The sequence below is a fragment of the Streptomyces sp. NPDC002788 genome (assembly GCF_053592115.1).
This window is the reverse complement of the sequence record NZ_JBSFVB010000009.1, coordinates 22,244-47,693: the sequence shown is the minus strand read 5'-3', so window position 1 is coordinate 47,693 and position 25,450 is coordinate 22,244. Positions and strand designations below refer to the sequence as shown.

Below are 25,450 nucleotides of genomic sequence, written 5' to 3'. Positions count from 1 at the left end.
GCGGCCGCCGCCCGGGCGCGGGGGGTCCCTTCCGGCGCCCCCCCGCGGGGGGGGGCGGGGGCCCCCGCCCCCCCCCCCCCCCCCCCCCCCCGCGACCTGATCGGACGCTCATAGTGCAAGGACCCCTGAGGGCCCGGCGGGGGCGGTACAGGGAGCCGTGCGTGATCGGCGCTCGGCTGCTCCCGGCGGTCGCCCCGCTTCCGGCCGGCTCAGCGAGGTCGCGTACTCCCGGCTCAGCCAGGGTTCTCATCCGGGCACGGCAAAACCGCGGGCGCCGTACAACGCGTACGGCGCCCGCGGTCACTGACGTGCGCTGAACAATCAGCCAGGCCTTGCCGGGACTAGGCCGACTTGCGGCTGTCCCGGGGATGAACAGCGATGTTCATCGCGCCGGAGCGCAGAACCGCCAGGCGCTCCTCGAGGACCTCTTCGAGTTCCTCACGGGTGCGCCGCTCCATCAGCATGTCCCAATGCGTACGCGCGGGCTTGCCCTTCTTCTCTTCCGGGACATCGCCGTCCACGAGGAGTGCCTGGGCCCCGCAGACCTTGCACTCCCACTCCGGCGGGATCTCCGCCTCGACCGAGAAGGGCATCTCGAACCGGTGCCCCTTCTCGCATGCGTACTCCACGGCCTGGCGCGGAGCCAAGTCGATGCCGCGGTCCGTCTCGTAGCTGGTCACCACGAGGCGCGTGCCGCGAAGAGCTCGCTCACTCATGAATCGTGCCTCCCGGGCTTGTCGCCCACAGGACAGGTGTCGCTGTCGTCGTCATCCGGTCAACGTCCGGTCGGCGGTAAAGATTCCCGTTCCGAGTCCCGTACCGGGTCGTGCGTCGCCGTCGTAGCCGCCCTTGTTGTACCCACCAGCGCCCGGTTTGTCACATCTGAAGCAGATATAACCCAGCGTTTCGGCATCTTTGACGCGCAGTAACGGTACGCCTGGCAGGCCAAACGCGTACACTACAGCCCTTTCGTGCTCAGTGCTAAATCCTGTCAGGAACCGGATTCCCCGCTTCTTCGATCGCACGCCGGACCGGAACCCGGGCGAGCAGGGCGAACCCGAGCACGAAGAACGCCACCAGCGAGATGATCGCGTCCCGGTAGCTCCCGGTCAGCTGGTAGGTGAGCCCGAACAGCAGCGGTCCGAGCCAGCTCATGCCGCGGTCGCTCACCTCGTACGCGGAGAAGTATTCGGCCTCCTTGCCGGGCGGGACGAGGTGGGAGAACAGGGAGCGGGACAGCGCCTGGCTGCCGCCGAGGACCAGGCCGATCCCAGCGGCCAGGACGAAGAACCACACCGGCGCCCCGGCGGGCAGGAAGAAACCGGCCGCGAGCGTCACCGTCCAGGCGACCAGAGAGCCGAGGATCGTGCGCTTGGCGCCGTACGTCCGGGCCAGCCGGCCCATCGTCAGCGCGCCCGCCACCGCCAGCACCTGCACCAGCAGGACGGCGCCGATGAGGGTGGACTGCCCGAGGCCCAGTTCCTCGGAACCGTAGACGGAGGCCTGGGAGATCACCGTCTGGATGCCGTCGTTGTAGACGAGGTACGCGAGCAGGAAGGCCAGGGTCAGCGGGTGGCGGCGCATGTCGCGGACGGTGGCCGCGAGCTGCCGGAAACCCGGGAGGGCCGCCTCCCGAGCGGCGGACCTGCGATCGCGCAGTCGCGTCAGCGGGATCAGGGCGAAGGCGCCCCACCACAGGCCCGCCGAGGCCAGGCAGATGCGGACCGCCGTGCTCTCGGAGACGCCGAAGGCGTCGTGCCCGGTGTACAGGACCAGGTTGGCGACGAGGACCAGTGAGCCCGCCGCGTAGCCGAAGGCCCAGCCCCGGGAGGACACCACGTCCCGTTGCTCGGGCGGGGCGATCTGCGGCAGGTAGGAGTTGTAGAGCATCATCGCCACGGACTGCGCGGCGTTCGCGACGACCAGGAGGGCACCGCCGAGCAGGTAGCGGTCGCCGCCCAGGAAGAACATGGCCGTCGTGGCCGTGGCGCCCACGTAGGCCGCGGCCGCGAGCAGGGGCTTCTTGCGGCCGGTGCGATCGGCGGCGGCGCCCACCAAGGGCATCGCCAGCACGGCCACGATCACCGACAGGGACACCGAGTACGCGAAGAAGGATCCCGCGCGCACCGGGACGCCCAGGGGGTGGACGTACCCGTCGGCGTCGGCGGCCGACTCGGCGACCGACGTGAGATAGGGGCCGAGGAAGACGGTGAGCACGCTCGTCGAGTAGACGGAGCACGCCCAGTCGTAGACGTACCAGCCGCGCTGCTCGCGTCTGAGGTCCGCCCCGTCGGCGGGCGGTGTCCGCGCGGTGTCGGTGCCCACCCCTGCCCTCGCTTCCCCGTGCACGCGCGGAGCCGGCCGGCCCGGGGTCTCAGACCCAGACCCCGCGGTCCTCCATGACCGTGCGCAATGTGTCGATGTGATCGGTCATGATGCCATCCACGCCGAGGTCCAGAAGACGGTGCATGCTCTCGGGATCGTTGACGGTCCACACGTGCACCTGGAGCCCGCGCGCGTGGGCGGCGCGGATGAAGCGGCCGTCCACGACCTGGATGCCGGACTGCATCTCGGGGACCTGAGCGGCGACCGCCGACCGGCGCACCGCGGCCGGCAGCCCCCAGGAGCGCAGCCGCAGGTTGAGCACGCCCCGGGTGCCGTACGACGTGGCCAGGCGCGGGCCGGCCAGCCGCTGGGCGCGGACCACGCGGGCCTCGGAGAACGAACCGAGGCAGATCCGGTCCCAGGAGTCCGTCCGGCCGACCAGGTCCAGGAAGGGCAGCAGGGCGGCCTCCGCCTTGACGTCCACGTTCCAGCGCACGTCGGGGAAGGTCTCCAGGAGCTCCTCGAGAAGGGGCAGCGGTTCGACGCCCGCCACACGGGCCTGCCGTACCTCGTGCCAGGGCAGGTCGGCGATCCGGCCCGCACCGTCCGTGACCCGGTCCAGGGTCGCGTCGTGGAAGGCGACGAGTTTGCCGTCCAGCGTGGTGTGGACGTCGGTCTCGATGTACCGGTAGCCCGCCTCGACGGCGCACCGGAACTGCCGCACGGTGTTCTCCAGACCGTCCGCGGCCCCGCCCCGGTGGGCGAAGGCGATCGGGCCGGGATGGTCGAGGTAGGGGTGGCGTATCCGCGGGGTCACGGACGCAGTATCACCCCTCGGGGTTGACCGGTGGCAACGACGGTGCTCCCGCCCGGTGCCGACGGGACGGCGAACACGCGCAGGAACAGCTGGGCGAGCGGGCCGATCGCCACCGCGTACAGGAGGGTGCCGACGCCGACGGTGCCGCCCAGGGCGAACCCGGTCGCCACGACCGTGAGCTCGATGCCCGTGCGCACCAGGCGGATGGAGACGCCCGTGAGCTGGTGCAGTCCGGTCATCAGACCGTCGCGCGGGCCCGGACCGAAGCGCGCCGCGATGTACAGGCCGGTCGCCGCGCCGTTCAGGACGATGCCCGCCGTCATCAGACTCACGCGCAACGCCCAGCCGTGGGCGTCGGGCACCAGGGCCAGCGTCGCGTCCATCGCCATGCCGATGACCAGCACGTTGGAGATCGTGCCCAGCCCCGGCCGCTGGTGCAGCGGGATCCACGCGAGCAGCACCGCGGCACCCACGATGGTCAGCACCACTCCGATCGACAGCCCCGTCCGCTCGGCGAGGCCCTGGTGCAGCACGTTCCACGGCTCAAGACCCAGGCCCGACCGGACGAGCAGCGCCGAGCTCGCCCCGTACAACGCGAGACCGGCGTAGAGCTGGGTGAGTCTCCGGGCGAGATGCCTCCGCGTGGACATGAAGTGCCCCCCTGTGGTGGTAGTGGACTGCCGCATGACACCCTGTGGCTTGGATGGAGAGGCCATCCAGGGCCAATCCTGGGAAGGTGGACTGATTCCGATGGCGCAGTGGACCTCGGCCGTGGGTGCGGCGCAGCTCGCCCGGCTGCTCAACTCCCAGCAGGACCGCCCGGCGGGGCCCGGCACGCGCCGGCCGCCGGCCTATCGCGCGCTCGCCGACGGCATCCGCCTGCTGGTGCTCGAAGGCCGTGTCGCGGTGGCCGCCCGGCTGCCCGCCGAGCGGGAACTCGCCCTCTCGCTGTCCGTCAGCCGTACGACGGTCGCCGCCGCCTACGAGGCGCTGCGCAGCGAGGGGTTCCTGGAGTCCCGGCGGGGCGCGGGCAGCTGGACCGCCGTACCGGCCGGGAACCCGTTGCCGGCACGGGGGTTGGAGCCCCTGCCGCCGGAGGCCCTCGGCTCGATGATCGACCTCGGCTGTGCCGCGCTGCCCGCCCCCGAGCCCTGGCTCACCCGCGCCGTGCGGGGTGCGCTGGAGGAGCTGCCGCCGTACGCGCACACGCACGGCGACTATCCGGCCGGACTGCCCGCGCTGCGGTCGATGATCGCCGAGCGCTACACCGCGCGCGGGATCCCGACCATGCCCGAGCAGATCATGGTGACGACCGGGGCGATGGGCGCGATCGACGCGATCTGCCATCTGTTCGGCGGGCGGGGGGAGCGCATCGCCGTCGAGTCGCCCTCGTACGCCAACATCCTCCAGCTGATGCGGGAGGCCGGGGCCCGGCTCGTGCCCGTCGCCATGGCGGAAGGGCTCTCCGGGTGGGACATGGACCGCTGGCGGCAGGTGCTGCGGGACGCCGCGCCCCGCATCGCGTACGTCGTCGCCGACTTCCACAACCCGACCGGGGCGCTCGCCGACGAGGACCAGCGGCGGCGGCTGGTGGACGCGGCGCGGTCGGCGGGGACGGTGCTGATCGCCGACGAGACGATGAGCGAGCTGTGGCTCGACCCGGAGGTGCGGATGCCGCGCCCGGTGTGCGCGTTCGACCCGGCCGGGTCGACCGTGATCACGGTGGGGTCGGCGAGCAAGGCGTTCTGGGCCGGGATGCGGATCGGGTGGGTGCGGGCCGCGCCGGACGTGATCCGCAGCCTGGTCGCGGCACGGGCCTACGCCGATCTCGGTACGCCGGTGCTGGAACAGCTCGCTGTCAACTGGCTGTTCGGGACGGGGGGTTGGGAGCAGGCCGTGGAAGTGCGGCGGGAGCAGGCCCGTTCGAACCGGGACGAGCTGGTGGCTGCCGTGCGGCGGGAGTTGCCGGGGTGGGAGTTCGAGGTGCCGCAGGGCGGGCTGACGCTGTGGGTGCGAACCGGGGGGCTGTCCGGGTCGCGGCTGGCGGAGGCGGGGGAGCGCGTGGGGGTGCGGGTGCCGTCCGGGCCCCGGTTCGGGGTGGACGGGGCGTTCGAGGGGTACGTGCGGTTGCCGTTCACCGTGGGTGGGGCCGTGGCCGAGGAGGCGGCTGTGCGGCTGGCCGCGGCGGCGGGGCTCGTGGAGTCGGGCGGGGTCGGCGGTACGGAGGCGCCGCGTACGTTCGTCGCCTAGCGCTGGGCCCCGGTGGAGGCGGGGTGGGTGCGCAGCCCGGCGGTGCGGGCGCCTCGCGTGCCCCATCCGTGCGGCCCCGGCGGCACGCGTGCCGCAGTCAGGTTTCCTTGGTCAGCGCCGGTACCGGGTTCGGCAGGGGTTCCTCCGTCAGGACCGGCACCGCCTCCGGCTCGGGTTCCGGTTCCTCCGGTGCCGGTGCCGCTTCCTGATCCGTGGGCCGGGATTCCGGCTCCGGCACCGTCTCCCCGTCCGCCGGTGTCGTGCGGGGAGGGAGGAGGGCCAGTACCGCCTCGCGGTGGGCGTCGGGGGTCGCGTCGTCGTTGGGGTTCGGCGTGGCCGGCACCTGGAGGCGGTGGACCGGGCCCGTGCCGAGGCGGGCGTAGCCGCGGCCGGGAGGGAGCTGGTCGACGGGGGTGGTGTGCGGGGGAGCGCCCAGGACCGACTCGAGCTGCTCCGCCGTCGCCGGGCCGAGGACCACTCGCGCGCGGGTGTGCCGGCGTACCGGTTCACCGAGGGCGTCCATGCTGTCCAGCTGCTCGGCCACGACCACCGTCACGTTCGCCGGGCGGCCGTGGCGCAAGGGGACCTGGAGGAGGGACAGCGGGTCCTTGCGGTCGTCCGCGGCGGCCGGATGGGTGAACGCGGTCGGGCGGTCGAGGAGGATCCACAGGGGACGTTTGGTGTCGTCGGGCGGCGGGTGCCCCGCCTGGTGGGCCCGGTTGGCGGCGATGAGGCGGCGCTCCGTCTCGGTCGCGGCCCACTCGAGGCTCGCCGTCGCCCCGGCGAGACCGCACTCGACGGCCAGGACTCCGTCGCGGCCGGTCAGGCAAGCGTACTCGCCGGTGCCGCCGCCGTCGACGATCACCACGTCGCCGTGCTGGAGGGCCTGCAGGGCGATGGACCGCAGCAGGGTGGAGGTGCCGGTGCCCGGCTGACCGAGGGCGAGCAGGTGCGGCTCGGTGGAGCGCGGGCCCGTGCGCCAGACGACCGGGGGTACGTCCCGCTGCTCTTCGCCGTGCCTGAGGGGGAGAGTGCGCTGGACCCGGGTGGGGTCGGTGAAGCCGAGGACCGTCTCGCCGGGTGCCGCGACGAAACGCTGGGCCGTGATGTCGACGGGGAGCGGCAGGAGCGCGCCGAGCGTCAACTGGTTGCCTTCCTCGTCCCACGTGAAGTGGTACTCGCGGTCACGGCCCGACTTGGCGGCGAGCAGGTGCTCGATCCTGGCGCGGGACTCGGCCTCGCCGTCGGTGAAGTACGCCGGGTAGCGGACCACGAGCTGGGAGATCCGGCCGCCGCCGTCGAACGCGTAGGTGGGGAAGGCCTTGTCCCACGCGCCGCCGTGCGCGTACAGCGGCTCGGGATCCTCGGCGGTGGAGAAGTACGGCACGAGCGCCTCGTACAGCGACTTCAGGCGCTGGGCCTGCGACTCGTCGGGCCCGCCGGATGCCGCCGGGGTTCGGTCCCGGCCCTGCCAGGCCGCCGCCGCCATCAGGGTGATGGCGGCCAGCAGCGGCCCGTACGGCACCAGCGCCACGACCAGGATCACCGAGGCCACCAGGAACAGCAGCGCCCCCCGTCTCTCCTTGGGGGTCTGCGTCCACCTGCGTCGTCCGGCTCCGGCCAGCCGGCCCAGACCGCGCGTGACCGTGATCAGCGGATGGAGGACGTCCGCGGCGCTGTCGGCGGCCGTCCGGGCCAGCTCCCGGCTCCGGGCGAGCTGCGCGCCGCCGTTGCTCAGAATGCGGGGGAGGGGGCGCCGGGCCACTAGTGCCTCCAGTGAGTGCGTACGGGCGGGATGCGTACGGAGGGCGGGGTCGTCAGAACTTGATTCCGCCGAGGAGGCTCGCCAGGCTCTCGCCGCCCGCCTTGATGCTCGGGGCGATGGCCGTACTGGCCAGGTAGAAGCCGAAGAGCACCGCCACAACGGCGTGGGAGGCCTTCAGCCCGTCCTTGCGGAAGAAGATGAAGACGACGATGCCGAGCAGGACCACGCCTGAGATGGAGAGGATCATTTGAGTTCTCCTGGTTAGCGGGGACAGTCACCATGAGTACTTCCAGGCTCACAGGATGTATCCATACGATAAAAGGTGCAAATGAGGGAAGTTCTGACGATTTCCCCGTGCTGGCGGAGTGGTCCCCGGTCCGGCCGAGCTTGACTGTCGCGCTCACCCGGGTGTGCGGTGATCTTTACCTCGGGCACATCGGGTCATGTGCCGCGCGAGCCAGTACCCTGGCGATTCACTCGTACGGCTGCGGCACAGGCAGACGTACGCACCGAACGTGACGCGTAGTGGAGAGGCGGTCCGGCCGATGACCGAAGTCCCCGACCCCGAGGTCGTGGAGCTGGCGACCAAGATCTTCGATCTGGCCCGGCGGGGACGGACCGAGGAACTCGTGGCGTACGTCGACGCGGGCGTTCCCGCCAACCTCACCAACGACCGCGGCGACTCGCTCGTGATGCTCGCCGCCTACCACGGCCACTCCGACGCGGTGCGCGCGCTGCTCGCCCGCGGCGCCGAGGCGAACCGGGTGAACGACCGAGGTCAGACCCCGCTCGCCGGAGCGGCGTTCAAGGGTGAGACGGACGTCGTCAAGGCCCTCCTGGAGGGCGGCGCCGACCCGTCCGCCGGCACGCCCTCGGCCGTCGACACAGCGCGTATGTTCGGCCGGACGGAACTGCTCGAACTGTTCGGCGAGCGCTGAGCCGACCAGTCTGACCTGGAACGACACGGAAAACGGGGGAGGCGGTACGGGGCCGCCGAAATTTCGGTCGCGGCAGACGGAAGTGCCGAGTCATCATGACGACGTGGTTCACGGACGTGATGGTTGGGCAAGTGTTGCCGCACCGCGCGGGCCGTGACGCGGTCCGCAGGGGCCACCGACGAGAGGCAGAGGAAGATGGTCTACAGCAAGCAGGAAACGGCGGGCACTCCGACGTGTTGTCGCGCGGCCAGGTAGTACACGTCCCCGGTTGCGTCGACGCTTGATGTGAGGCTGTTTCCCATGTTCGATCCGGTCATAGCGCCCAGCGGTACGCTGCTCGGCCTGCTCCAGCGGGGCCGCGGCGACGGCACACTGCACGCGCTCACCGCCCCGCGCCCCGAGGCGCTCGCGGCACTGAACCACTGCGTGCTGCGCGATCCCCGCCACGACTGGCAGGTGGAGAACCGCTCCCTCTACTACGCCCGCCTCTACCTCGACCTGAACGGCGAACTGGACGAGATCGAGGCGCACCTCTTCGACACTGAGGACGTCCTGGACACCGACGAGTCCCGCACAGGGCTCGCTCTCGCCGTCCTCGGACACCTCGCCTCCTACGGCAGGCGGGACGCGCTCGAACTGCTGCGCAGGTACGCCGCCCACGGCTCCAACTGGGCCTGGGCCCTCGACGAGCTGGCCCTCCGGGACGACGACGCGGGGCTGCGCGCCCTCGCCGCGCCCGTCCTCGCGCGCTTCCCGGCCGACCCGGAGGGCGAGGCCGGGCTGGCCGCGACCGTCCGTGACGCCTTCGAGCCCCGGCCGTGGCGGCTGTGGGCCGAGGATCCGCGCGAATCCATCGCCACCCGCGTGCGTGCCGCCCACGAGGCCGGCTGTTTCGACCGCTGGCAGCGGCAGATGCGACCGACGGGCCCGCGCCCCGGGTGGAGCGTGCAGGCCGTCTTCGAATGGGCCCAGCAGGGCATCGAGCGGGGCGCCGCACTCCACGTGCCGGCCGCTCGCTGTCTCAGCGCCGTCGCGGGCCCCGAGGACCGGGACGAGATCGTCCGCGCGGCGAGGGACGGCTCCGACGGAGCCCGCTGCACAGCCCTGCGCTACCTCGCCGACGGCAACGATCCCGACGCCCTCGATCTGATCGAGGGCGCCGTGACCGCCGGCTCGACGCTCGTCGTGGACGCAGCCGTCGACGCCTTCGAACGCATGCGTTCGCTCGCCGCCGTCGACCGCGCCCGCGGCTGGGTCCGGCGGCCGGACGCGCTGGGCGCCGCAGCCGGACGCGTGCTCGCATGCCGGGGCGGGTCGCAGGATCGCGACCCGGTCCTCGCGGCACTGCGCGAGGCCGTGCGGGGCGAAGGCCCCGACGCACCGACCCTGTGGACCCTCGTCGACGGCACCGGACGGCTCGGCATCGCCTGCGCCGCGCCCGTCCTGCGCCACATCTACCGCGAGACCGCCTCCTCCCGTCTGCGCGGCCGGGCCGCCCGGGCTCTCGCCGCCACCGACCCCGCCTTCGGCACCGGCTTCGCCGTCGAATGCCTGTGGGACTGCGAGGAGACCACCCGCGAACTCGCCGCCCGGCACGCCGAGACGGGCGACGCCCGTGTCGTCGAGCGCTTGCGCCGGCTCGCCGCCGATCCGGCCGAGGAGGACGAGGTCCAGACGGCCGTACGCAGCCGGATCGGTCCTGAGGAGACCGCTGTGTGACCCCCGCTGCGAGAACACCGAGGCGGAACCCTGCCGCGGAGATGAACCTCGGATGGCCCGCGGGTCAGGAGGGCATGGACACGACCTGACCTGCGCGTGTGCACCTCAGAACGCTCATGGGACGTTCTTCGCGGGGAAAGGTCCACGTTGACGCGGCCACGTCCGGCACGGCGACAACACCGGTATGCGTGTCGTCATCGTGACCGAATCCTTTCCCCCCGACGTGAACGGCGTGGCCCACTGCGCGCTCCAGACCGCCCGGCACCTCGTCGATCGCGGTCACGCCCCCGTCGTCGTCGCCCCGGCCCCCGCCCCCGGCAACAAGCCCGACGTGTCCGCGCCGTGCCCCGTCGTCCGCGTCCCCTCCCTTCCGCTCCCCGGCTACCCCCAGGTCCGTGTCGCCCTCCCGAGCAGGCGTCTGGCTGCCGCGCTCATCGAGCACCGTGCGGACGTCGTCCACCTGGCCAGCCCCTTCGTCCTCGGTGTGCGCGGCATGGCCGCCGCCGCCCGCCTCGGCGTCCCCGCCGTCGCCGTCTACCAGACCGACCTGGCCGGATACGCCCGTACCTACATGGGCGCCGGAGAGGCCGCCGCCTGGCGGCGCATCCGCTCCGTGCACGGTGCCGCCGACCTCACCCTCGCCCCGTCCAGCGCGGCCCTGCGCGACTTGGAGACGCACGGGGTGCCCCGGGTCGAGCTGTGGCCGCGCGGCGTCGACACCGAACGGTTCCGGCCCGACCGCCGCGACGAGGCCCTGCGCCGCCAACTCGCCCCGAACGGCGAGCTGATCGTCGGCTACGTCGGCCGGCTCGCCCCCGAGAAGCACGTCGAACTCCTCGCCGGTGCCTGCGGCATGGAGGGTGTCCGGGTCGTGGTCGTCGGCGACGGCCCCAGCCGGCCCGGCCTGGAGCAGGCGCTGCCCGGCGCGGTCTTCCTGGGCCGGCGCACCGGTGACGACCTCGCCCGGGTCTTCGCCTCGTTCGACGTCTTCGCGCACACGGGTCCGTTCGAGACCTTCTGCCAGACGGTCCAGGAGGCCATGGCCAGCGGTCTGCCCGTGGTGGCACCCGCCGCGGGCGGGCCGCTGGACCTCGTCGCGCACGGGCGCACCGGGCTGCTGGTGCCCCCGCACGACGTCGCCGCGGTACGGGACGCGGTACGTGCCCTGGCCGCCGGCCCCGGGCTGCGGACCGCGTTCGGCGCCGCCGGGCGGGCCATGGTCGAGGGCCGCACCTGGGCGGCCGTCGGCGACCAGCTGATCGGGCACTACACGAACGTGCTCGCCGGGCGGCGGACGGCGGTGGCGGCATGAGCGGCACACACGCGGGAAGCGGAAGCCGCCAGGCGCTGCGGATCATCAGGCTGGCGAACTTCGTGGCGCCCGCCTCCGGTGGTCTGCGCACCGCCCTGCGCGAACTCGGCAAGGGCTACCGGGCGGCGGGCCACGAGCCCGTCCTCGTGGTCCCCGGTGAGCGGACGAGCGACCACGACACCGAGCAGGGGCGCGTGATCACCCTTCCCGGGCCGCTGCTGCCCGGCACCGGCGGCTACCGCGTCCTCACCGACAGGCGGCGCGTGGCCCGGCTGCTGGAGGAGCTCGCGCCGGACCGGCTGGAGGTGTCCGACCGCACGACCCTGAGGTGGACCGGCAGGTGGGCACGGCGTGCCCGGGTCCCGGCCGTGATGGTCTCCCACGAGACCGCCGACGGTGTGCTGCGCACCTGGGGCCTGCCCGAGGGAGCCGCCCGGCGCGCCGCCGACGCCCTCAACATCCGTACCGCCCACACGTACGCGCGCGTGGTGTGCACCACCGAGTTCGCCGAGCGGGAGTTCGCGCGGATCGGGGCACGCAACGTGGTGAGGGCCCCGCTGGGTGTCGACCTGGTGCAGCGGCATCCCGCGCTGCGCGACCCGGAGGTGCGGGCGCGGCACGCGCGCGTGGACGAGACGCTGCTCGTGATGTGCTCGCGGCTGTCCGTGGAGAAGCGGCCCGGCACGGCACTGGACGCCCTGGAGTCGCTGCTGCGGCGCGGGCGGCGGGCGGTGCTGGTCGTCGCCGGGGACGGTCCGCTGCGCCCCCGGCTCGAACAGCGTGCGCGGGAGAGTGCCCTGCCGGTCACCTTCCTGGGGCATGTGGCCGACCGCGGGCTGCTGGGCGCGCTCCAGGCGTCCGCCGATGTGGCCCTGGCTCCCGGACCCGCCGAGACGTTCGGGCTCGCCGCCCTGGAGGCCATGGCGTGCGGCACGCCCGTGGCGGCGAGCGCGTCGTCCGCGCTGCCGGAGGTGATCGGCTCCGCCGGAGCGGTCGCAGCGGACCACGGGGAGGCGTTCGCCGACGCCGTGGACCTGCTGCTGGAACGACCGGAGGCGGACCGGCGCGAGGCCGCACGCGCGCGTGCCGAGTGCTTCGGGTGGAACGCGGCGGTCGACGCCTTCCTCACCGCGCACGACGCGGCCGTTCCCGTACGGCCGTTCGTGTCCGGGGGCGCGGCGTGAGGCCACCGCGGTCCGTGGCCCTCGGCGATTCGTCGGCCGAGCGCGTGCGCGGCCCCGCCGGCGACGGGGTGTGGCGCGAGTGGGCCGCGCTGCCGGCAGTCTGCGCGGCGGTGTCGGCGGCCCTCTCCCCGCTGTCGGTGGAGGACCAGCCGGACGCGGTCTGACCTGTGCTGCGGGGCTGGTGCGAGAGCGGCGCCGGGCCCGGCACCCCTCTCACAGCAGGCGCGGGCGGCGTACGGCCATGAAGCGGACCGGGGTGCCGGGAACTGCCTGGGCAGCGGCCGGGAGGTCGGCGGCCCGGACCACGGCGATCACCGGGTACCCGCCGGTGGTCGGATGGTCGGCCAGGAACACCACCGGCCTGCCGTCGGGCGGGACCTGGACGGCGCCCAGCACCATGCCTTCACTGGGAAGCTCCCCGGGCCGGACGCGCTCCAGGCCGGGCCCCTCCGTGCGCAGCCCGATGCGGTTGCTCGCGGAGGACACCCGGTAGGCGCGGGAGACGAAGGTGCGTACGGCCTCCGGTGTGAACCAGTCGTCCCGCGGGCCGAGTGTGACCCGGAGGACCAGCTCCGACGGCGGCGCGGGCTGCGGGGCCACGTCCACGCGCGTGTGAACGCCCGTCGGCCGCCCCAGCGGCAGTACCGTGCCGTCCGCGAGTGGGGCCGGCCCGAGCCCCGACAGCAGGTCGGTCGAGCGGCTGCCGAGCACGCGCTCGACCGCGATGCCCCCGCGGACGCCCACGTAGGCCCGAACGCCCGACAGGGCCGGACCGACGTCCAGCAGCGCACCGGCGGGCACGTGCACCGGCGCGCCCCAGGCGGCGGGCCGCCCGTCCACCATGACACGGCAGGGCGCGCCCGCCACGGCCACGGTGACGGCCGAACGGGGGCGCAGGGCGCAGCCGTTGAGGGTCGTCTCCAGCACGGCCGCCCCGGGCGGATTGCCGGTCAGCCGGTTGACGAGGTCCGCCGCGGGCCGGTCCAGTGCGCCGGAGCGGGGGACGCCGAGGTGGGCGTGGCCGGGGCGGCCGTGGTCCTGCACGGTGGTGAGGGCACCGGCTCGTACGACCGTGAGCGCCCGGTCCGTCACGACCCCGCCTCGGGGACGAACCGCACGCGGATGCCCGGCGACAGCAGCGCGGCCGGCACCCGCGCGTGGTCCCACAGCACGGCGTCCGTCGTGCCGATCAGCTGCCAGCCGCCCGGTGACGAGCGCGGGTACACGCCCGTGTACGGGCCTGCCAGCGCCACCGAGCCTGCCGGGACGGCCGTGCGCGGGGTGGACCGACGCGGGACGTCGTAGCGCGGGGGCAGGCCGGTGAGGTAGCCGAAGCCGGGTGCGAAACCGCAGAAGGCGACCCGGAACTCCGTCTCGGCGTGGATGCGGGCGACCTCCCGCTCCGGCACGCCCCAGTGCGCGGCCACGTCGGCCAGGTCCGGTCCGTCGTAGCGCACCCGGAGCTCGACCACCTCGTGCGAGGGCGGCGGAGCGGACGGCAGCTCGGCGGCGGTCAGCTCGGCGGCCAGCCGGGCGGGCGCGTCGAGTCCGTCGAGCAGGACCGTGCGGGCTGCGGGGACGATCTCGCGGGCCGACAGCGAGCCCTCCGCGCGGCGCCGCAGCAGCTCGGCGTGCAGGGCCTGGGCCTCCTGGCCCGAGGAGACCTCGAGGAGCAGGGCGTCCTCGCCTACGGGGAGCACGTTCATGCGAAGGCCTCCACGACGACCCCCGACGCCTCCAGCCGCGCCCGCACGAGGCGAGCCAGCTCCACCGCGCCGGGTGTGTCTCCGTGCAGGCACAGGGAACGCGCCCGCACCTCGATGCTTGCCCCCGAGCGGGAGGTGACCCGCCCGGTGCGGGCCAGGCTCAGGGACCGCTCCACGACGGTCTCCGGGTCGGTGACCACGGCGCCCTCCTGGGGGCGCGGCACCAGGGTGCCCGCGTCGGTGTACGCCCGGTCCGCGAACGCCTCGGTGACGGCCGGCAGCCCGGCCTTCCCGGCCAGCTCCAGCAGGCGCGAGCCGGGCAGGCCCAGGACGGGCAGGGTGGCGTCCGCGAGGAGCACACCGTCGACCACGGCGGCGGCCTGCTCCTCGTCGCGCACGACCCGGTTGTAGAGCGCGCCGTGCGGTTTGACGTAGGCCACGCGGGCGCCCGCCGCGCGTGCGAACACCTGCAGGGCGCCGATCTGGTAGGCGACCTCGGCCCCCAGTTCGGCGGGCGGCACGTCCATCGCGCGCCGCCCGAAACCGGCCAGGTCCCGGTAGGACACCTGGGCGCCGATCCGCACCCCGCGCTCCGCCGCCAGCTCGCACACCCGGCGCATGGTGACGGCGTCCCCGGCGTGGAAGCCGCACGCCACGTTGGCGCTGGTGACGACGGACAGCAGCCGCTCGTCGTCGGTGAGCCGCCAGCGGCCGAAGCCCTCGCCGAGGTCGGCGTTCAGATCGATGCAGGCCATGGTTCCAGTCTCTCCTGTCAGGCCACGCGGTACTGCTCGTCGCGGGCGTCGGTGACGAACATCTGCCCCGGGGCGTGGGTGAGGGCGAACGGCGGGCGCGAGGCCATGACGGCCGCCTGCGGGGTCACCCCGCAGGCCCAGAACACCGGGATGTCGTCCGGTTCGGCGTCCACCGGATCGCCGAAGTCGGGGCGGCCGAGGTCGGCGATGCCGAGCCCCGAGGGATCACCGCAGTGCACGGGGCTGCCGTGCACTGCCGGCAGCAGACCGCTCTCCCGGATCGCCGCCGCCAGGTGCCGGGGCGGCACCGGCCGCATCGACACCACCACAGGCCCGTGCAGCCGCCCCGCCGGGCGGCACTGCCGGCTCGTCACGTACATCGGGACGTTGCGGCCCTGCTCGATGTGGCGGATCGGCACACCCGCCTCGCCCAGCGCCCACTCGAAGGTGAAGCTGCACCCGATCAGGAACGACACCAGGTCGTCCCGCCAGTACGCGCGCACGTCCGTCGGCTCGTCCACCAGCTCGCCGTCCCGCCACACCCGGTAGCGCGGCAGGTCGGTGCGCAGGTCCGCGCCGTCCGCGAGCACGGTCGTCCAGGACCCGGCGTCCGTCACGTCGAGGACCGGGCAGGGCTTGGGGTTGCGCTGGCAGAACAGCAGCATGTCGTAGGCCCAGTCGGCGGGCACCGAGATCAGGTTGACCTGGGTGTGGCCTGCCGCGATCCCGGCCGTGGAGCCCGTCAGCCCCTCCCGGAAGCGCGCCCGGGCCGATGCCGCGCTCCACGCGCGAGCGCCCTCGTCGACGAGGACCAGGGAGCGGTCCTCGGTGCTCGTGCGGTTCACGTGAGCTCCTTCCCGCGCGTCTCGGGCAGTCCGAGCAGCGCCAGTGCCGCGATGCCGTAGCCGATCGCGCCGAAGACCAGCGCGCCGCCCACGCCCCAGCTGTCCGCCAGGAAACCGACCGTCGTCGGGAACACGGCACCCACCGCGCGCCCGGTGTTGTACGTGAAGCCCTGCCCCGTGCCGCGCACCGCCGTCGGGTACAGCTCGCTCAGGTACGAGCCGAAGCCGCTGAAGATCGCCGACATGCAGAACCCGAGCGGGAAACCGAGCACCAGGAGCAGGGTGTTGGCGCCGCTCGGGATGTTCGCGTACGCCAGGATGCAGATCGCCGACAGCAGCGCGAAGAGCCAGATGTTGCGCCGCCGGCCCAGCTTGTCGGTGAGGTAGCCGCCGGTCAGGTAGCCGATGAAGGCCCCCGAGATGAGGAACGTGAGGTAGCCGCCGGTGCCGACGACCGACAGGTCGCGCTCGGACTTCAGATACGTCGGCACCCACGTGGCCAGTGTGTAGTAGCCGCCCTGGACACCGGTCGACAGCAGTCCGGCGAAGAGCGTGATCCGCAGCAGGCCGGGCTTGAAGATGGCCTTGAACGAGCCCTTCTCCGCGCTCTGTTCGCGGGCCGCGGTCGCCTCGGGCGCGTCGTGCACACTGCGCCGCAGCCAGATGACGAGCAGCGCGGGCAGCGCCCCGGTCCAGAACATGATGCGCCAGGCCAGGTCGTCGCCGGCCAGCGAGAAGACCACGGTGTAGACGATCGCGGCGAGGCCCCAGCCCACCGCCCAGGAGCTCTGGATCGCGCCGAGCGTACGGCCTCGGTGCTTGGCGCTCGCGTACTCGGCGACCAGGATCGCGCCGACCGCCCACTCGCCGCCGAAACCGAGCCCTTGGAGCGCACGGAAGACCAGCAGGGTCTCGTAGTTGGGCGCGAAACCGCAGGCGACGGTGAACACCGCGTAGGTGATGACCGTGAGCATCAGTGCCTTCACCCGGCCGATGCGGTCCGCGAGGACACCCGCGAGGGCGCCGCCGACCGCGGAGACCACCAGCGTGACCGTGGTGAAGAGGCCGGTCTGGCCGCTGTTCAGGCCGAAGTAGGCCGACAGCGCGACCATGCCGAGCGGCAGCGTGAAGTAGTCGTACGAGTCCAGGGCGTAGCCGCCGAAGGCCCCGGCGAACGCGCGGCGGCCACGCGGGCCCAGGGCGCGCACCCAGCCAAGCGCCCCGTCGTCCGAGACGCGTTCGGCGGCGGTGGTGTGCGTGTTGTCGGTCAGGGCCTGCGGCGGAGGAGTCGTGCTCATGCGCACCTCGCAGAGGGAGGAGGGAGGGTGCTTCCGGGTGAGGCGGGCCGTACGGAAGCGGTCGGCGCCGCGGTGAGGTGACGACGCCGTGTCCAGCACCGTAGGGGATCGTTCAACGATCCTTCAATACCCATGTTGGTTCGTTCTCGGGATCTGCGGTTGAATTCGGGCATGGCAGTGCAGCTGAAGGACCTCGCGGACGACCGGGCCCTCCTGGGGCGTACCAGCACCGCGGAACGGGTCGCGGACATCCTCAGAAGCCGCATCGCCGAGGGCTACTTCCCGCCCGGGACCCGCCTGTCGGAGGACGGCATCGGCGGCTCGCTCGGCGTCTCACGCAACACCCTGCGCGAGGCGTTCCGGCTGCTCACGCACGAACGCCTGCTCGTTCACGAGTTGAACCGGGGGGTCTTCGTCCGGGTCCTGACGGTGGAGGACGTCGAGGACATATACCGCACCCGGCGACTCGTCGAGTGCGCCGTGGTCCGGGGGCTGGGTGAACCGCCGTACGGTCTCGACGGGCTCGCCGCCGCCGTGGAGGAGGGGCGCGGGGCGGCTCGGGAAGGTGACTGGAAGGGTGTGGGTACGGCCAACATCCATTTCCACCGGGAGCTGGTCGCCCTGGCCGCGAGCGAGCGTACGGACGAGCTGATGCGGAGTGTCTTCGCCGAACTGCGGCTGGCGTTCCACGTGGTGGACGAGCCACAGCGCCTGCACGAACCGTACATGGCGCGAAATGTGGCTATTCTCCGGGCCCTTCAGGCGGGCGATCGCCAGGAGGCCGAGGGTCTGCTGGCCGGATACCTCGACGACTCGCTGGAGCGCGTGGTCGAGGTGTACCGGCGGCGGGTCGGCGAGGACGGCTGAGGAGCGGGCGGTCGGGGAGCGGGCGGTCGGGGAGCGGGCGGCTGGAAAGCCGGCGGTCCGGGAGCGGCGGCCGGGGAGGCGTACCGCGTCGTTTGGGTGGTTGTCAGAGCCAGGACCTAGTCTGTGCACCGTGACTTCGCCTGCATCGACGGACAGCGTTCCGCCCCAGCTCAGCGCGGGGCCGCGCCCCGCACCGGGGCCGGCCGCCGACGAGGGCCTGGCGCGGCGGCTGCGCGCGCTCGCCTGCACCGCGCCGCTGCACGACCTCGACGCGCGCAAAGCCAACCTCGCGGGCGAGTACTCGGTGTACGGCATGGCGGAGATCGCCCTCGCGGCCATCGACCTCGTCACCCTGAACATGGACTTCGACACGGGCGCGGACCACGGCCAGATCGTCGCCCGCCTCATCCCGCGCATCGCCGCCCAGGCCCCGCAGCGCCCCGCCGCCGAGCACGAGCGGGTGGCGCGCTGGGTCCTGGAGAACCTGATCAACGTCGGCAGCGTCGACCGCGGCTTCCGCGCGGTGTACGGCACCTTCGGGGCGGACGGCACGTATGTGCGCCGCGACTACGACTTCAAGTTGATCGAGGAGGTCCCCGGCCCCGGCGGCACGGTCTACCTCCGCACGACGGACGAGGCGGTCAACGTCCTGGTCGGCGCCCTCGACACGGACGTCACCAGCGCGCAGATCGCCGCCGAGGTCAAGCTGGAAGTGCTGATCAGCCGCGGCCGGCTCGCCGACGCCCAGCTCGCGGCCGAACAGGCGCGCTACCGGACCGTGCAGTACTCGGAGACCCTGCGCCGTGCCCTGGACGCGACCCGGCGCAACGTCCGCGCGGTGGACTGGCTCACCACCGTGCCCGACATGATCGCCGAGGCCCTGGAGCACGTGGCCGACCGCTACCGGCACGAGAACGCCATCCTCACGAACATCCGCAAGGCGCGTGACGAGTCCGAGGAGCCGGAGCACAAGCGCCGCACGGCCGAGCTCGTCGACATCGTCAAGGACTGCATCCGGCGGCACACGCAGTTGCAGTCCCGGCTGCTCGAGGCCGGACCGCTGTTCCGCGCCGAGCAGGACCGCCAGGCCTTCGCCACGCCGATGACGACTGCGGGGATCGACCTGTACGGGCATCTCCTCTCGCCCGTTCTGCCGCTGCCGCTGAATCAGGCCGTGCGGGTCACGGACGCCTTCTTCGGGCGCGGCACCGGGTTGCGCACGCCGGTGTCCGTCCGGGTCGGGGACCTGGTCGACATACTGCTGACGCCGCCCGTGGAGCGGGAGCATCTGGGCGCGGAGATGCCCGAGCCGGACGTCATCGCCACGCCTGACGACAGCCGGTTCAGCGAGGAGCAGATGGCGGCGGCGCAGGAGTTGCTCGACCTGCCGGCGGATGCGCCGCGGCGGTTGTCGGGGCTGCTGGCCGAGGCTCGCCGCCAGGATCCCGAGCTGCCGTATCTGGTGGCCCTGCTGGCGGTGCACGCGGCCAGTCCGCCGGTCGGCACCGCTTACCGGCAGGGAGAGCAGAAGCTCTTGTTCGCCGTGGACGACGGCACGGAGCTGGACGACCCGGAGTTCGGCGGAGCGGATCTCATCGTCGGCACGGCGTTGCTGGACGCGGCGGGGATGGCGGCGGACCGGACGGAGGCCGCGTGATGCGTTCGCCGGTGGGCGGCCGCGGGCCCGCCGCGACCGGTCGCGCCCACGCCGAGCAGCCGCACATGTCATCGCCCCGCGCCCCCGAGGGCGATGCCCTTCCGTCCGTCCTGGAGATCAAGGAGTTCGAGTCGTGACCGAGCACGTCGAGTGGAGTGAGCCGGAAGGCCCGGCCCCCACGGCCACCGCAGCCGTCACTCCCGCCGACGCCGCCGACGCGGCTCGGCTCGTCTCCTTCGGTCTCCAGCCCAAGCTGCAGCCCGCCCGTGACCAGGAGTACACGGACCTGCTGCGGCGGTACCGGGAGGACCCGCCGTTCGCACGGCTCGCCGACGCCGTGGCGACCGGGCTGGGACTGATCGTGCTGGAGGTGTCCCCGCGCGCGGGCATGGCCGTGACCGCCGCCGAGGACTCGGTGTTCGCCGTCCGCATGGGCGACTACGCGCGTCGTACGTCCGCCGACGGCGGCGACCGGTTCCTGCACGGGCTCGCCCATCTCGCCGTCGCCGCCATGGCGTTCCCGCGACCCGAGGACCTCGCCGACGACGGCTACATCGGCCGGGTCACGGTCAACGGCGTCGACGCCTTCGTACGCCAGGCCTGCCGACGGCTGGAAGAACGCGCCGCCGAACAGGGCGAGAACACCGACCCGGCCACCGACGCGCCCGGCCTCGAGGCCGCCTGGCGGATCTGGGTGCGGCGCAGCTCGACCGGCGCCACCAAGGACGCGCGCCGCCTCGCCGGCTCGACCACCGGCATCGTCGCCAAGGCCGTCGCGTTCCTCACCGACTCCGGATTCCTCCAGCGCACCGGCGACGACAACGGCGGCACCTACCGCACCACCGCCCGCTACCAGCTCCAGGTCCGCGACATGGCGGGCAGCGCCGCGATGGCCGAGCTGCTGGAGCTGGGCGTCGTCCCGGTCACCGACGGCACGCCGACGCTGCTGCCCCCCGAGGAGAGCGACGACCTGGAGCTGGTCGCCGACGCCGGGCTGCCCTTCCACTCCTCCTGAACCCCCCACCTCACGAAGACTTACGAGAGTCCGCCATGTACGAGCTGTCCCGGGTCCGCCTCTACTCCATCGGGCCCGCCGGTGCGCGCTACGCCGACACCGTGCTTGACCTGCGGGGCGTCGGTGAGATCGTGCCCGACCCCGCGCCCACGCAGGCGGAGTTCTTCGAGGAGGAGCCCGTCGGCCCGCCGCGCCGGCCCGCGCCCGCCGGGGTGCTGTTCCTGGAGAACGGCGGCGGCAAGTCGGTGCTGCTCAAGCTGATCTTCTCCGTGATGCTGCCGGGACACCGGAACACCCTCGGCGGCGCCAGCTCCGGCGTGCTGCGCAAGTTCCTGCTCGCCGACGACTGCGGGCACGTCGCGCTGGAGTGGCAGCACGTGCTGACCGGTGAGTGCGTCGTCGTCGGCAAGGTCAGCGAGTGGCGCGGACGGCAGGTATCCAACGACCCGCGGAAGTTCGCCGAGGCCTGGTACTCGTTCCGGCCCGGGCCGGGACTGAGCCTCGACAACCTGCCCGTCGCCGAGTCCACCGCCGTACGGGCCCCGGTCGAAGGCCAGTCCGGCGCGCGCGGGCGGCGTCGCACCATGAAGGGCTTCCGCGACGCCCTCACCGAGGCGGGCAAGACGTACCCGCATCTGGAAGTGCACTGGGAGGAGATCCACGACCGCTGGATCGAGCACCTGGGCGATCTCGGCCTGGACCCCGAACTCTTCCGCTACCAGCGGGAGATGAACGCCGACGAAGGCGAGGCCGCCGGTCTCTTCGCGGTCAAGAAGGACGCCGACTTCACCGACCTGCTGCTGCGTGCCGTCACCGACACCCGCGACACCGACGGGCTGGCCGACCTGGTGAGCGGATTCGGCAACAAGCTGGGCCGGCGCGCCGAGCTGATCGCCGAACGCGACTTCACCGCCGGGTCGGTCGACCTCCTCGGGCGGATCGTCGAGGCCGCCGAGGCCCGCTCACGCGCGCGTGACATCCACACCGGAGCCGAGCGCCGTACCCGGACCCTGGCCCGCAGGCTGTCCGCCCGCGGCGTGCGGGAGCGGGCCCGGGCCGCCGACCTGGCCCAGCGGGTCACCGCCGCCGCCCACGCCGTCACGCACGCCGAGGCGGCCCGCGAGCGCAGCGCGCTGATCTCCGCCGAACTCGCCTACCGGCACGCCTCGCTGGCCCTCGCCGCGGCCGAGAAGTCCGCCGCCGCGCAAAAGCGCGAGCTCGCCGACGCCCGCACCCTGTACTCGGCATGGCAGGCCGCCGAGGCCGTCCTGCGCCACCGCGCCGCCTCCGACCGCGTCGCCCGCGTATCCGCCGCGATCCGGGAGGCCGAGCGGGACGCCGCCCCCGCGCTGGCCGCCCGGGCCAGGGCCGCCGTCGACCTCGTACGGGCCCTGCACGCGGCGGCGGAGAGTGCCGAGAGTCTCGCCGACGAGGAGGAGGAGCGGTCCGCCGCCCTCCAGGAGGTCAGCGACGCCGCCTACCGGGACTCCACCGCCGCCGCCACGCAGGCGCAGCGGGCCCGCAGTGAGATCGGGCACCTCAAACAGCGCCTCGCCGAGGTCGAGCAGGAGACCGCCGAGGCGGTCCGGGCCGGCTGGCTCGACGACAGCGCGCCGGACGCCGACCCGGCCCGCGCGGCCCTCGCCGCCAGCGACGCCGAGAAGACCGCCGTGGCGGCCTGGGACTCGGCCCGCGAGGCGTCCCGCCTGGCCACGGAGCACGCCCGCGAGGCCGCCGCCACCGAGACACGCGCCGAACTCACCGCGGCCCGCGCGGCGGACGCCGCGACGGCGGCCGAGCGGTCCCATGAGGCCGAGCGCCGCACCGCCGAGGCGTTGGCGGGGGAGGAGCGGCTGGCCGAACTGCTCAGCCTGACCCCCGAGACCCCCCCGGGCATCCCGCGGCCCCGCCACGGCACGGACAGCGAGCCGACCGCCCCCGCCACCTCCGCAGAGCGGGGGCTCAGCCCCGAGGAACTCGACCGCTTCGCCGACGACCTGCGCGAACTGCTCGACGACGCCGTCACCTCGGCCGAGCGGCAGCTGTTCGAACTGCGTACGGCCGCCGCCGACGACTCCCGCATCCTCGGCGCACTCGGTGACGGCGGGCTGTTGCCGCCCGGCCCGGACGTGCTGGCCACGGTCGAGTTCCTCGGCGAGCACGGCATCCCCGCGCTGCCCGGCTGGCGCTACCTCGCACAGGCCGTCGACCCGGCCGACCACGCGCGCGTGCTGGCCGCCCGGCCCGAACTCGTCGACGGCGTGATCATCACCGACCCGGACTCCCACGCACGCGCCCGGGAGGCGCTGGGCGACGCGGCACTGCTGCCTCGTTCCGCCGTGGCGGTCGGCACCGCCGCCGCCCTGCTCGCCCCGACCCCCGCTCCGGACACCGACAGCGGCGACGTGTTCCTCGTGCCGCCGAACCCGGCCATGCACGACGAGCACGCCGCCGACGAGGAACGGCAGACCCTGCGCGCCCGGGCGGCCGAGCGCGACGAGGAGATCCGCGCGCTCGCCGCCCGGCTCGGCAAGGACCGGGAGCTGGCCGCCCGGCTCGCCTCCTGGCGCACCGGCTGCCCGGCCGGGCGACTGGCCGAACTGGCCCGGGCGGCGCACGACACCCGGGCGTTCGCCGAGGAGTCGGAGGCGGAACTGGCCGAGGCGCGCACCGTGCGGGCCGAGGCCGACGAGGCCGCCGCCGAGGCGGCCCGTCTCCGGGACGAACGTCAGGAGGCCGCCCAGAGGGCCCGCCGCTCCGCCGACGCCCTCGCCGGGCTCGCCTTCCGGCTGCGCGAGCGGGCCGGCTGGCAGGTCAAGCTGCGCGAACTGGCCGACGAGGCGGCCGAGTCGGAGGCGGGTGCCCAAGCCTGTCTGGAGCGGGCCAGGGCCGCCGACGAGGACCGGCGCGGCGCCCAGCGCGCCGCCGACGACGCCCGCCGCACCGCCCGCGCCCTGCGCGCCGAGCGCTCCGAGATCGCGGGCGCCCCTGACGACGTACCGGAGGACGACGCCCAGACCCCGAAGGCCTCCCTGCCCGCGCTGCGCGAGGCCTACCGGGCAGCGTCCCAGGTGTACGAGAAGGTCGGCGTGGGTGCCGACCTGCGGGCCGAGCAGGCCCGTGCGGAGAGCGACGAGAGCGCGGCCCGCGCGGAGCTGGACCGGCTGAGCAACAAGGTCCGTACGCGGGCCGGGCAGCTCCTCGAATCACCCGACGGCTCCGACGGGCCCAGCCGTCAGGCCGCCGCCGCCCGCGCCGAGGAGCTGGTGCAGCTCCTGGAGACCCGCATGTCGACCGCGAGCGAGCAGCTCGGGCGCCTGCGCGGCGAGGCCGAACGGCTCGCGCCCGAGGACGGCGAGGCCCACACCGACCTCCCCGAGGACCTCCAGCCGCGCGACGCCGAGCACGCGCAGGCCCTGCTGCGCACCGCCACCGCCGAACTCGCCTCCCGCACCGAGGCACTGGACCAGGCCCGCGAGGCGCACACCGAACTCCTCGACGCCCACCGCGCCGCCGAGGACGCGGCGAGCGGCTTCGACGAGATCGCCGCCATGCTCCGTGACCTGCTGCGCGAACACAGCGCCGAGGAGGAGCAGGAGGAGACGGAGCCGTACCCCGGCAGCCCGGAGGAGGCCCGGCGGGCCGCGGCCGAGGCCCGCCGCTCGCTGCGCGGCTGCGCCGCCGACCTGTCCGCCGCGGAGGCCGCCGTCCGCGAGGCCAGTGACATCCTCGTCCGGCATGCCAACTCCACGCGCTACGAGCAGGTCCGCACCCCGGCCCGGCAGCAGATCCGCGAACTTCCCGCCTCCGCGCTGCCGGAGCACGCCCAGAAGTGGGCGGACGCCTTCGCGCCCCGGCTGCGGGTCCTCACCGACGAGCTGGCGCAGCTGGAGCGCAACCGCGACTCGATCGTGGACCGGCTGCGCGGCCTGGTCGAGTCTGCCCTGGCCACCCTGCGCTCCGCCCAGCGGCTCTCCCGCCTTCCCGAAGGCCTCGGGGAGTGGTCCGGGCAGGAGTTCCTCCGCATCCGTTTCGAGGAACCCGACCAGGCCACGCTCACCGAACGGCTCGGCGACGTCATCGACGAGGCGACCCGCGCCGCCGTCAAGAAGAACTCCGACCTGAGGCGGGACGGCATGTCCCTGCTGCTGCGGGGCGTCGCGGCGGCGTTGCAGCCCAAGGGTGTCGCCGTCGAGATCCTCAAGCCGGACGCGGTGCTGCGCGCCGAGCGCGTGCCCGTCGGGCAGATGGGCGACGTCTTCTCCGGCGGCCAGCTCCTCACCGCCGCCATCGCCCTGTACTGCACGATGGCCGCGTTGCGCTCGAACGACCGCGGCCGGGACAAGCACCGGCACGCCGGCACCCTGTTCCTCGACAACCCCATCGGCCGCGCCAACGCCACGTACCTGCTGGAACTCCAGCGGGCGGTGTCGGACGCCCTGGGCGTTCAGCTCCTGTACACCACGGGCCTGTTCGACACCACAGCGCTGGCCGAGTTCCCCCTGGTCATCCGGATGCGCAACGACGCCGACCTGAGGGCCGGCCTCAAGTACATCAGCGTCGAGGAACACCTCCGTCCGGGCTTGCCGCAGCAGCCCCAGGCGGGAGAGGCGGTCCACAGCGAGATCACGGCGACCAGGATGTTCAAACGCCCTGCGCCGACCACCGGTTGATCGGGCGTCCTCCTCCAGTGATCGCGCGCGCGCGTTCCGGGTCGGGGTCCGGGACTCCTCGCCGCGCGAGTCGGCCTGGTCCGGCCGGTGCGGCGCCCGCATCCAGTTCGCCGACCGCCGCAGGGACGGCGACCCCGTCCTCGTCACCGAGGGCGAACTTTCCGACGGCGCACCGGCCGAGGGCGGCTTCCCCGCCCGGTACGTCCGGGAGGGCCGTACGGCCGCGGTGCTCGCCGTGGACCGCCCGCGGCCCTTCATGCGGGCGAGAGAGCGAACTCGCGCGGCGGGTGCGGGGAGGAGCGGGTGCAGTCCGCCGCACGGTGA

Annotated in this window: 22 protein-coding genes; 11 read left to right on the top strand and 11 right to left on the bottom strand. The window is 73.7% G+C overall.

The window, feature by feature from the left end; translation table 11 throughout:
- Positions 1-341: 341 nt before the first annotated feature.
- The 4 genes from ACWD1U_RS18060 to yczE form a co-directional block, all read right to left on the bottom strand.
- Positions 342-716, bottom strand: a complete 375-nt coding sequence (locus tag ACWD1U_RS18060) for an RNA polymerase-binding protein RbpA (RefSeq protein WP_030247095.1) — start codon at positions 714-716, stop codon at positions 342-344.
- A gap of 265 nt (positions 717-981) precedes the next feature.
- Positions 982-2,325 carry an MFS transporter gene (locus ACWD1U_RS18055; protein WP_451108566.1) on the bottom strand — a complete coding sequence of 448 codons (1,344 nt, stop codon included), beginning with the start codon at positions 2,323-2,325 and terminating at the stop codon, positions 982-984.
- A gap of 49 nt (positions 2,326-2,374) precedes the next feature.
- Positions 2,375-3,142 (bottom strand): glycerophosphodiester phosphodiesterase, encoded by a 768-nt coding sequence (locus ACWD1U_RS18050; RefSeq protein ID WP_451108565.1) that lies wholly within the window; start codon positions 3,140-3,142, stop codon positions 2,375-2,377.
- Entirely contained in the window at positions 3,139-3,828 is a 690-nt protein-coding gene (gene yczE, locus ACWD1U_RS18045) for a membrane protein YczE (protein ID WP_451108563.1), read from the bottom strand. Before yczE ends, ACWD1U_RS18050 begins: the two co-directional genes overlap by 4 nt.
- A 64-nt stretch (positions 3,829-3,892) precedes the next feature.
- Between yczE and ACWD1U_RS18040 the strand changes: the two genes are divergently transcribed.
- The gene (locus ACWD1U_RS18040; protein WP_451108561.1) at positions 3,893-5,392 is read left to right on the top strand and encodes an SCO1417 family MocR-like transcription factor; all 1,500 of its coding nucleotides are present in this window, start codon (positions 3,893-3,895) and stop codon (positions 5,390-5,392) included.
- A gap of 97 nt (positions 5,393-5,489) precedes the next feature.
- Here the strand turns inward: ACWD1U_RS18040 and ACWD1U_RS18035 are convergent, their stop codons facing one another.
- Both ACWD1U_RS18035 and ACWD1U_RS18030 read right to left on the bottom strand, forming a co-directional pair.
- Positions 5,490-7,157 (bottom strand): hypothetical protein, encoded by a 1,668-nt coding sequence (locus tag ACWD1U_RS18035; protein ID WP_451108559.1) that lies wholly within the window; start codon positions 7,155-7,157, stop codon positions 5,490-5,492.
- Between the two features lie 52 nt (positions 7,158-7,209).
- On the bottom strand, positions 7,210-7,404 hold the full coding sequence (locus tag ACWD1U_RS18030) for a hypothetical protein (protein WP_451108557.1): 195 nt from the start codon (positions 7,402-7,404) through the stop codon (positions 7,210-7,212).
- Positions 7,405-7,702: 298 nt separating this feature from the next.
- Between ACWD1U_RS18030 and ACWD1U_RS18025 the strand changes: the two genes are divergently transcribed.
- From ACWD1U_RS18025 to ACWD1U_RS18005, 5 genes are all read left to right on the top strand, one after another.
- Entirely contained in the window at positions 7,703-8,095 is a 393-nt protein-coding gene (locus ACWD1U_RS18025) for an ankyrin repeat domain-containing protein (RefSeq protein WP_451108555.1), read from the top strand.
- A gap of 300 nt (positions 8,096-8,395) precedes the next feature.
- Complete coding sequence (locus ACWD1U_RS18020; protein ID WP_451108553.1) at positions 8,396-9,814, top strand: HEAT repeat domain-containing protein; 1,419 nt, start codon at positions 8,396-8,398, stop codon at positions 9,812-9,814.
- A 184-nt stretch (positions 9,815-9,998) separates the two neighbouring features.
- Positions 9,999-11,126, top strand: a complete 1,128-nt coding sequence (locus ACWD1U_RS18015) for a glycosyltransferase family 4 protein (RefSeq protein WP_451108551.1) — start codon at positions 9,999-10,001, stop codon at positions 11,124-11,126.
- Positions 11,123-12,310 carry a glycosyltransferase gene (locus tag ACWD1U_RS18010; RefSeq protein ID WP_451108549.1) on the top strand — a complete coding sequence of 396 codons (1,188 nt, stop codon included), beginning with the start codon at positions 11,123-11,125 and terminating at the stop codon, positions 12,308-12,310. Before ACWD1U_RS18015 ends, ACWD1U_RS18010 begins: the two co-directional genes overlap by 4 nt.
- Positions 12,307-12,474, top strand: a complete 168-nt coding sequence (locus ACWD1U_RS18005; protein WP_451108547.1) for a hypothetical protein — start codon at positions 12,307-12,309, stop codon at positions 12,472-12,474. Before ACWD1U_RS18010 ends, ACWD1U_RS18005 begins: the two co-directional genes overlap by 4 nt.
- Before the next feature lie 49 nt (positions 12,475-12,523).
- Here the strand turns inward: ACWD1U_RS18005 and ACWD1U_RS18000 are convergent, their stop codons facing one another.
- From ACWD1U_RS18000 to ACWD1U_RS17980, 5 genes are read right to left on the bottom strand one after another with little or no spacing between them, the layout of a single operon-like run.
- Complete coding sequence (locus tag ACWD1U_RS18000) at positions 12,524-13,402, bottom strand: 5-oxoprolinase subunit C family protein (RefSeq protein ID WP_451108546.1); 879 nt, start codon at positions 13,400-13,402, stop codon at positions 12,524-12,526.
- Positions 13,399-14,016 carry a 5-oxoprolinase subunit B family protein gene (locus ACWD1U_RS17995; protein WP_451108544.1) on the bottom strand — a complete coding sequence of 206 codons (618 nt, stop codon included), beginning with the start codon at positions 14,014-14,016 and terminating at the stop codon, positions 13,399-13,401. Before ACWD1U_RS17995 ends, ACWD1U_RS18000 begins: the two co-directional genes overlap by 4 nt.
- A complete protein-coding gene (locus ACWD1U_RS17990) occupies positions 14,013-14,771 on the bottom strand; it encodes a LamB/YcsF family protein (protein WP_451108542.1) in 759 nt (252 codons plus the stop codon). The genes ACWD1U_RS17995 and ACWD1U_RS17990 overlap by 4 nt, the downstream gene beginning before the upstream one ends.
- A gap of 17 nt (positions 14,772-14,788) precedes the next feature.
- On the bottom strand, positions 14,789-15,616 hold the full coding sequence (locus ACWD1U_RS17985) for a putative hydro-lyase (RefSeq protein WP_451108540.1): 828 nt from the start codon (positions 15,614-15,616) through the stop codon (positions 14,789-14,791).
- The gene (locus ACWD1U_RS17980) at positions 15,613-16,914 is read right to left on the bottom strand and encodes an MFS transporter (RefSeq protein ID WP_451108538.1); all 1,302 of its coding nucleotides are present in this window, start codon (positions 16,912-16,914) and stop codon (positions 15,613-15,615) included. The genes ACWD1U_RS17985 and ACWD1U_RS17980 overlap by 4 nt, the downstream gene beginning before the upstream one ends.
- 171 nt (positions 16,915-17,085) lie before the next feature.
- Here ACWD1U_RS17980 and ACWD1U_RS17975 point away from each other — a divergent pair, with 171 nt between their 5' ends.
- From ACWD1U_RS17975 to ACWD1U_RS17955, 5 genes are all read left to right on the top strand, one after another.
- Complete coding sequence (locus ACWD1U_RS17975) at positions 17,086-17,781, top strand: GntR family transcriptional regulator (RefSeq protein ID WP_451108537.1); 696 nt, start codon at positions 17,086-17,088, stop codon at positions 17,779-17,781.
- 130 nt (positions 17,782-17,911) lie between these two features.
- Entirely contained in the window at positions 17,912-19,438 is a 1,527-nt protein-coding gene (locus ACWD1U_RS17970) for a hypothetical protein (protein ID WP_451108535.1), read from the top strand.
- Positions 19,438-19,575, top strand: a complete 138-nt coding sequence (locus tag ACWD1U_RS17965; RefSeq protein ID WP_451108534.1) for a hypothetical protein — start codon at positions 19,438-19,440, stop codon at positions 19,573-19,575. Before ACWD1U_RS17970 ends, ACWD1U_RS17965 begins: the two co-directional genes overlap by 1 nt.
- On the top strand, positions 19,572-20,453 hold the full coding sequence (locus tag ACWD1U_RS17960) for a hypothetical protein (protein ID WP_451108532.1): 882 nt from the start codon (positions 19,572-19,574) through the stop codon (positions 20,451-20,453). Before ACWD1U_RS17965 ends, ACWD1U_RS17960 begins: the two co-directional genes overlap by 4 nt.
- A gap of 35 nt (positions 20,454-20,488) precedes the next feature.
- Positions 20,489-25,126 (top strand): hypothetical protein, encoded by a 4,638-nt coding sequence (locus ACWD1U_RS17955; RefSeq protein ID WP_451108531.1) that lies wholly within the window; start codon positions 20,489-20,491, stop codon positions 25,124-25,126.
- The last annotated feature ends 324 nt before the right edge of the window (positions 25,127-25,450 follow it).

Excerpts from the sequence above, each read along its gene's own strand:
- ACWD1U_RS18060 (WP_030247095.1), bottom strand. The coding sequence starts at position 716 with ATGAGTGAGCGAGCTCTTCGCGGCACGCGCCTCGTGGTGACCAGCTAC.
- yczE (WP_451108563.1), bottom strand. The coding sequence starts at position 3,828 with ATGCGGCAGTCCACTACCACCACAGGGGGGCACTTCATGTCCACGCGG.
- ACWD1U_RS18040 (WP_451108561.1), top strand. The coding sequence starts at position 3,893 with ATGGCGCAGTGGACCTCGGCCGTGGGTGCGGCGCAGCTCGCCCGGCTG.
- ACWD1U_RS18030 (WP_451108557.1), bottom strand. The coding sequence starts at position 7,404 with ATGATCCTCTCCATCTCAGGCGTGGTCCTGCTCGGCATCGTCGTCTTC.
- ACWD1U_RS18025 (WP_451108555.1), top strand. The coding sequence starts at position 7,703 with ATGACCGAAGTCCCCGACCCCGAGGTCGTGGAGCTGGCGACCAAGATC.
- ACWD1U_RS18020 (WP_451108553.1), top strand. The coding sequence starts at position 8,396 with ATGTTCGATCCGGTCATAGCGCCCAGCGGTACGCTGCTCGGCCTGCTC.
- ACWD1U_RS18015 (WP_451108551.1), top strand. The coding sequence starts at position 9,999 with ATGCGTGTCGTCATCGTGACCGAATCCTTTCCCCCCGACGTGAACGGC.
- ACWD1U_RS18010 (WP_451108549.1), top strand. The coding sequence starts at position 11,123 with ATGAGCGGCACACACGCGGGAAGCGGAAGCCGCCAGGCGCTGCGGATC.
- ACWD1U_RS17995 (WP_451108544.1), bottom strand. The coding sequence starts at position 14,016 with ATGAACGTGCTCCCCGTAGGCGAGGACGCCCTGCTCCTCGAGGTCTCC.
- ACWD1U_RS17990 (WP_451108542.1), bottom strand. The coding sequence starts at position 14,771 with ATGGCCTGCATCGATCTGAACGCCGACCTCGGCGAGGGCTTCGGCCGC.
- ACWD1U_RS17980 (WP_451108538.1), bottom strand. The coding sequence starts at position 16,914 with ATGAGCACGACTCCTCCGCCGCAGGCCCTGACCGACAACACGCACACC.
- ACWD1U_RS17975 (WP_451108537.1), top strand. The coding sequence starts at position 17,086 with ATGGCAGTGCAGCTGAAGGACCTCGCGGACGACCGGGCCCTCCTGGGG.
- ACWD1U_RS17965 (WP_451108534.1), top strand. The coding sequence starts at position 19,438 with ATGCGTTCGCCGGTGGGCGGCCGCGGGCCCGCCGCGACCGGTCGCGCC.
- ACWD1U_RS17955 (WP_451108531.1), top strand. The coding sequence starts at position 20,489 with ATGTACGAGCTGTCCCGGGTCCGCCTCTACTCCATCGGGCCCGCCGGT.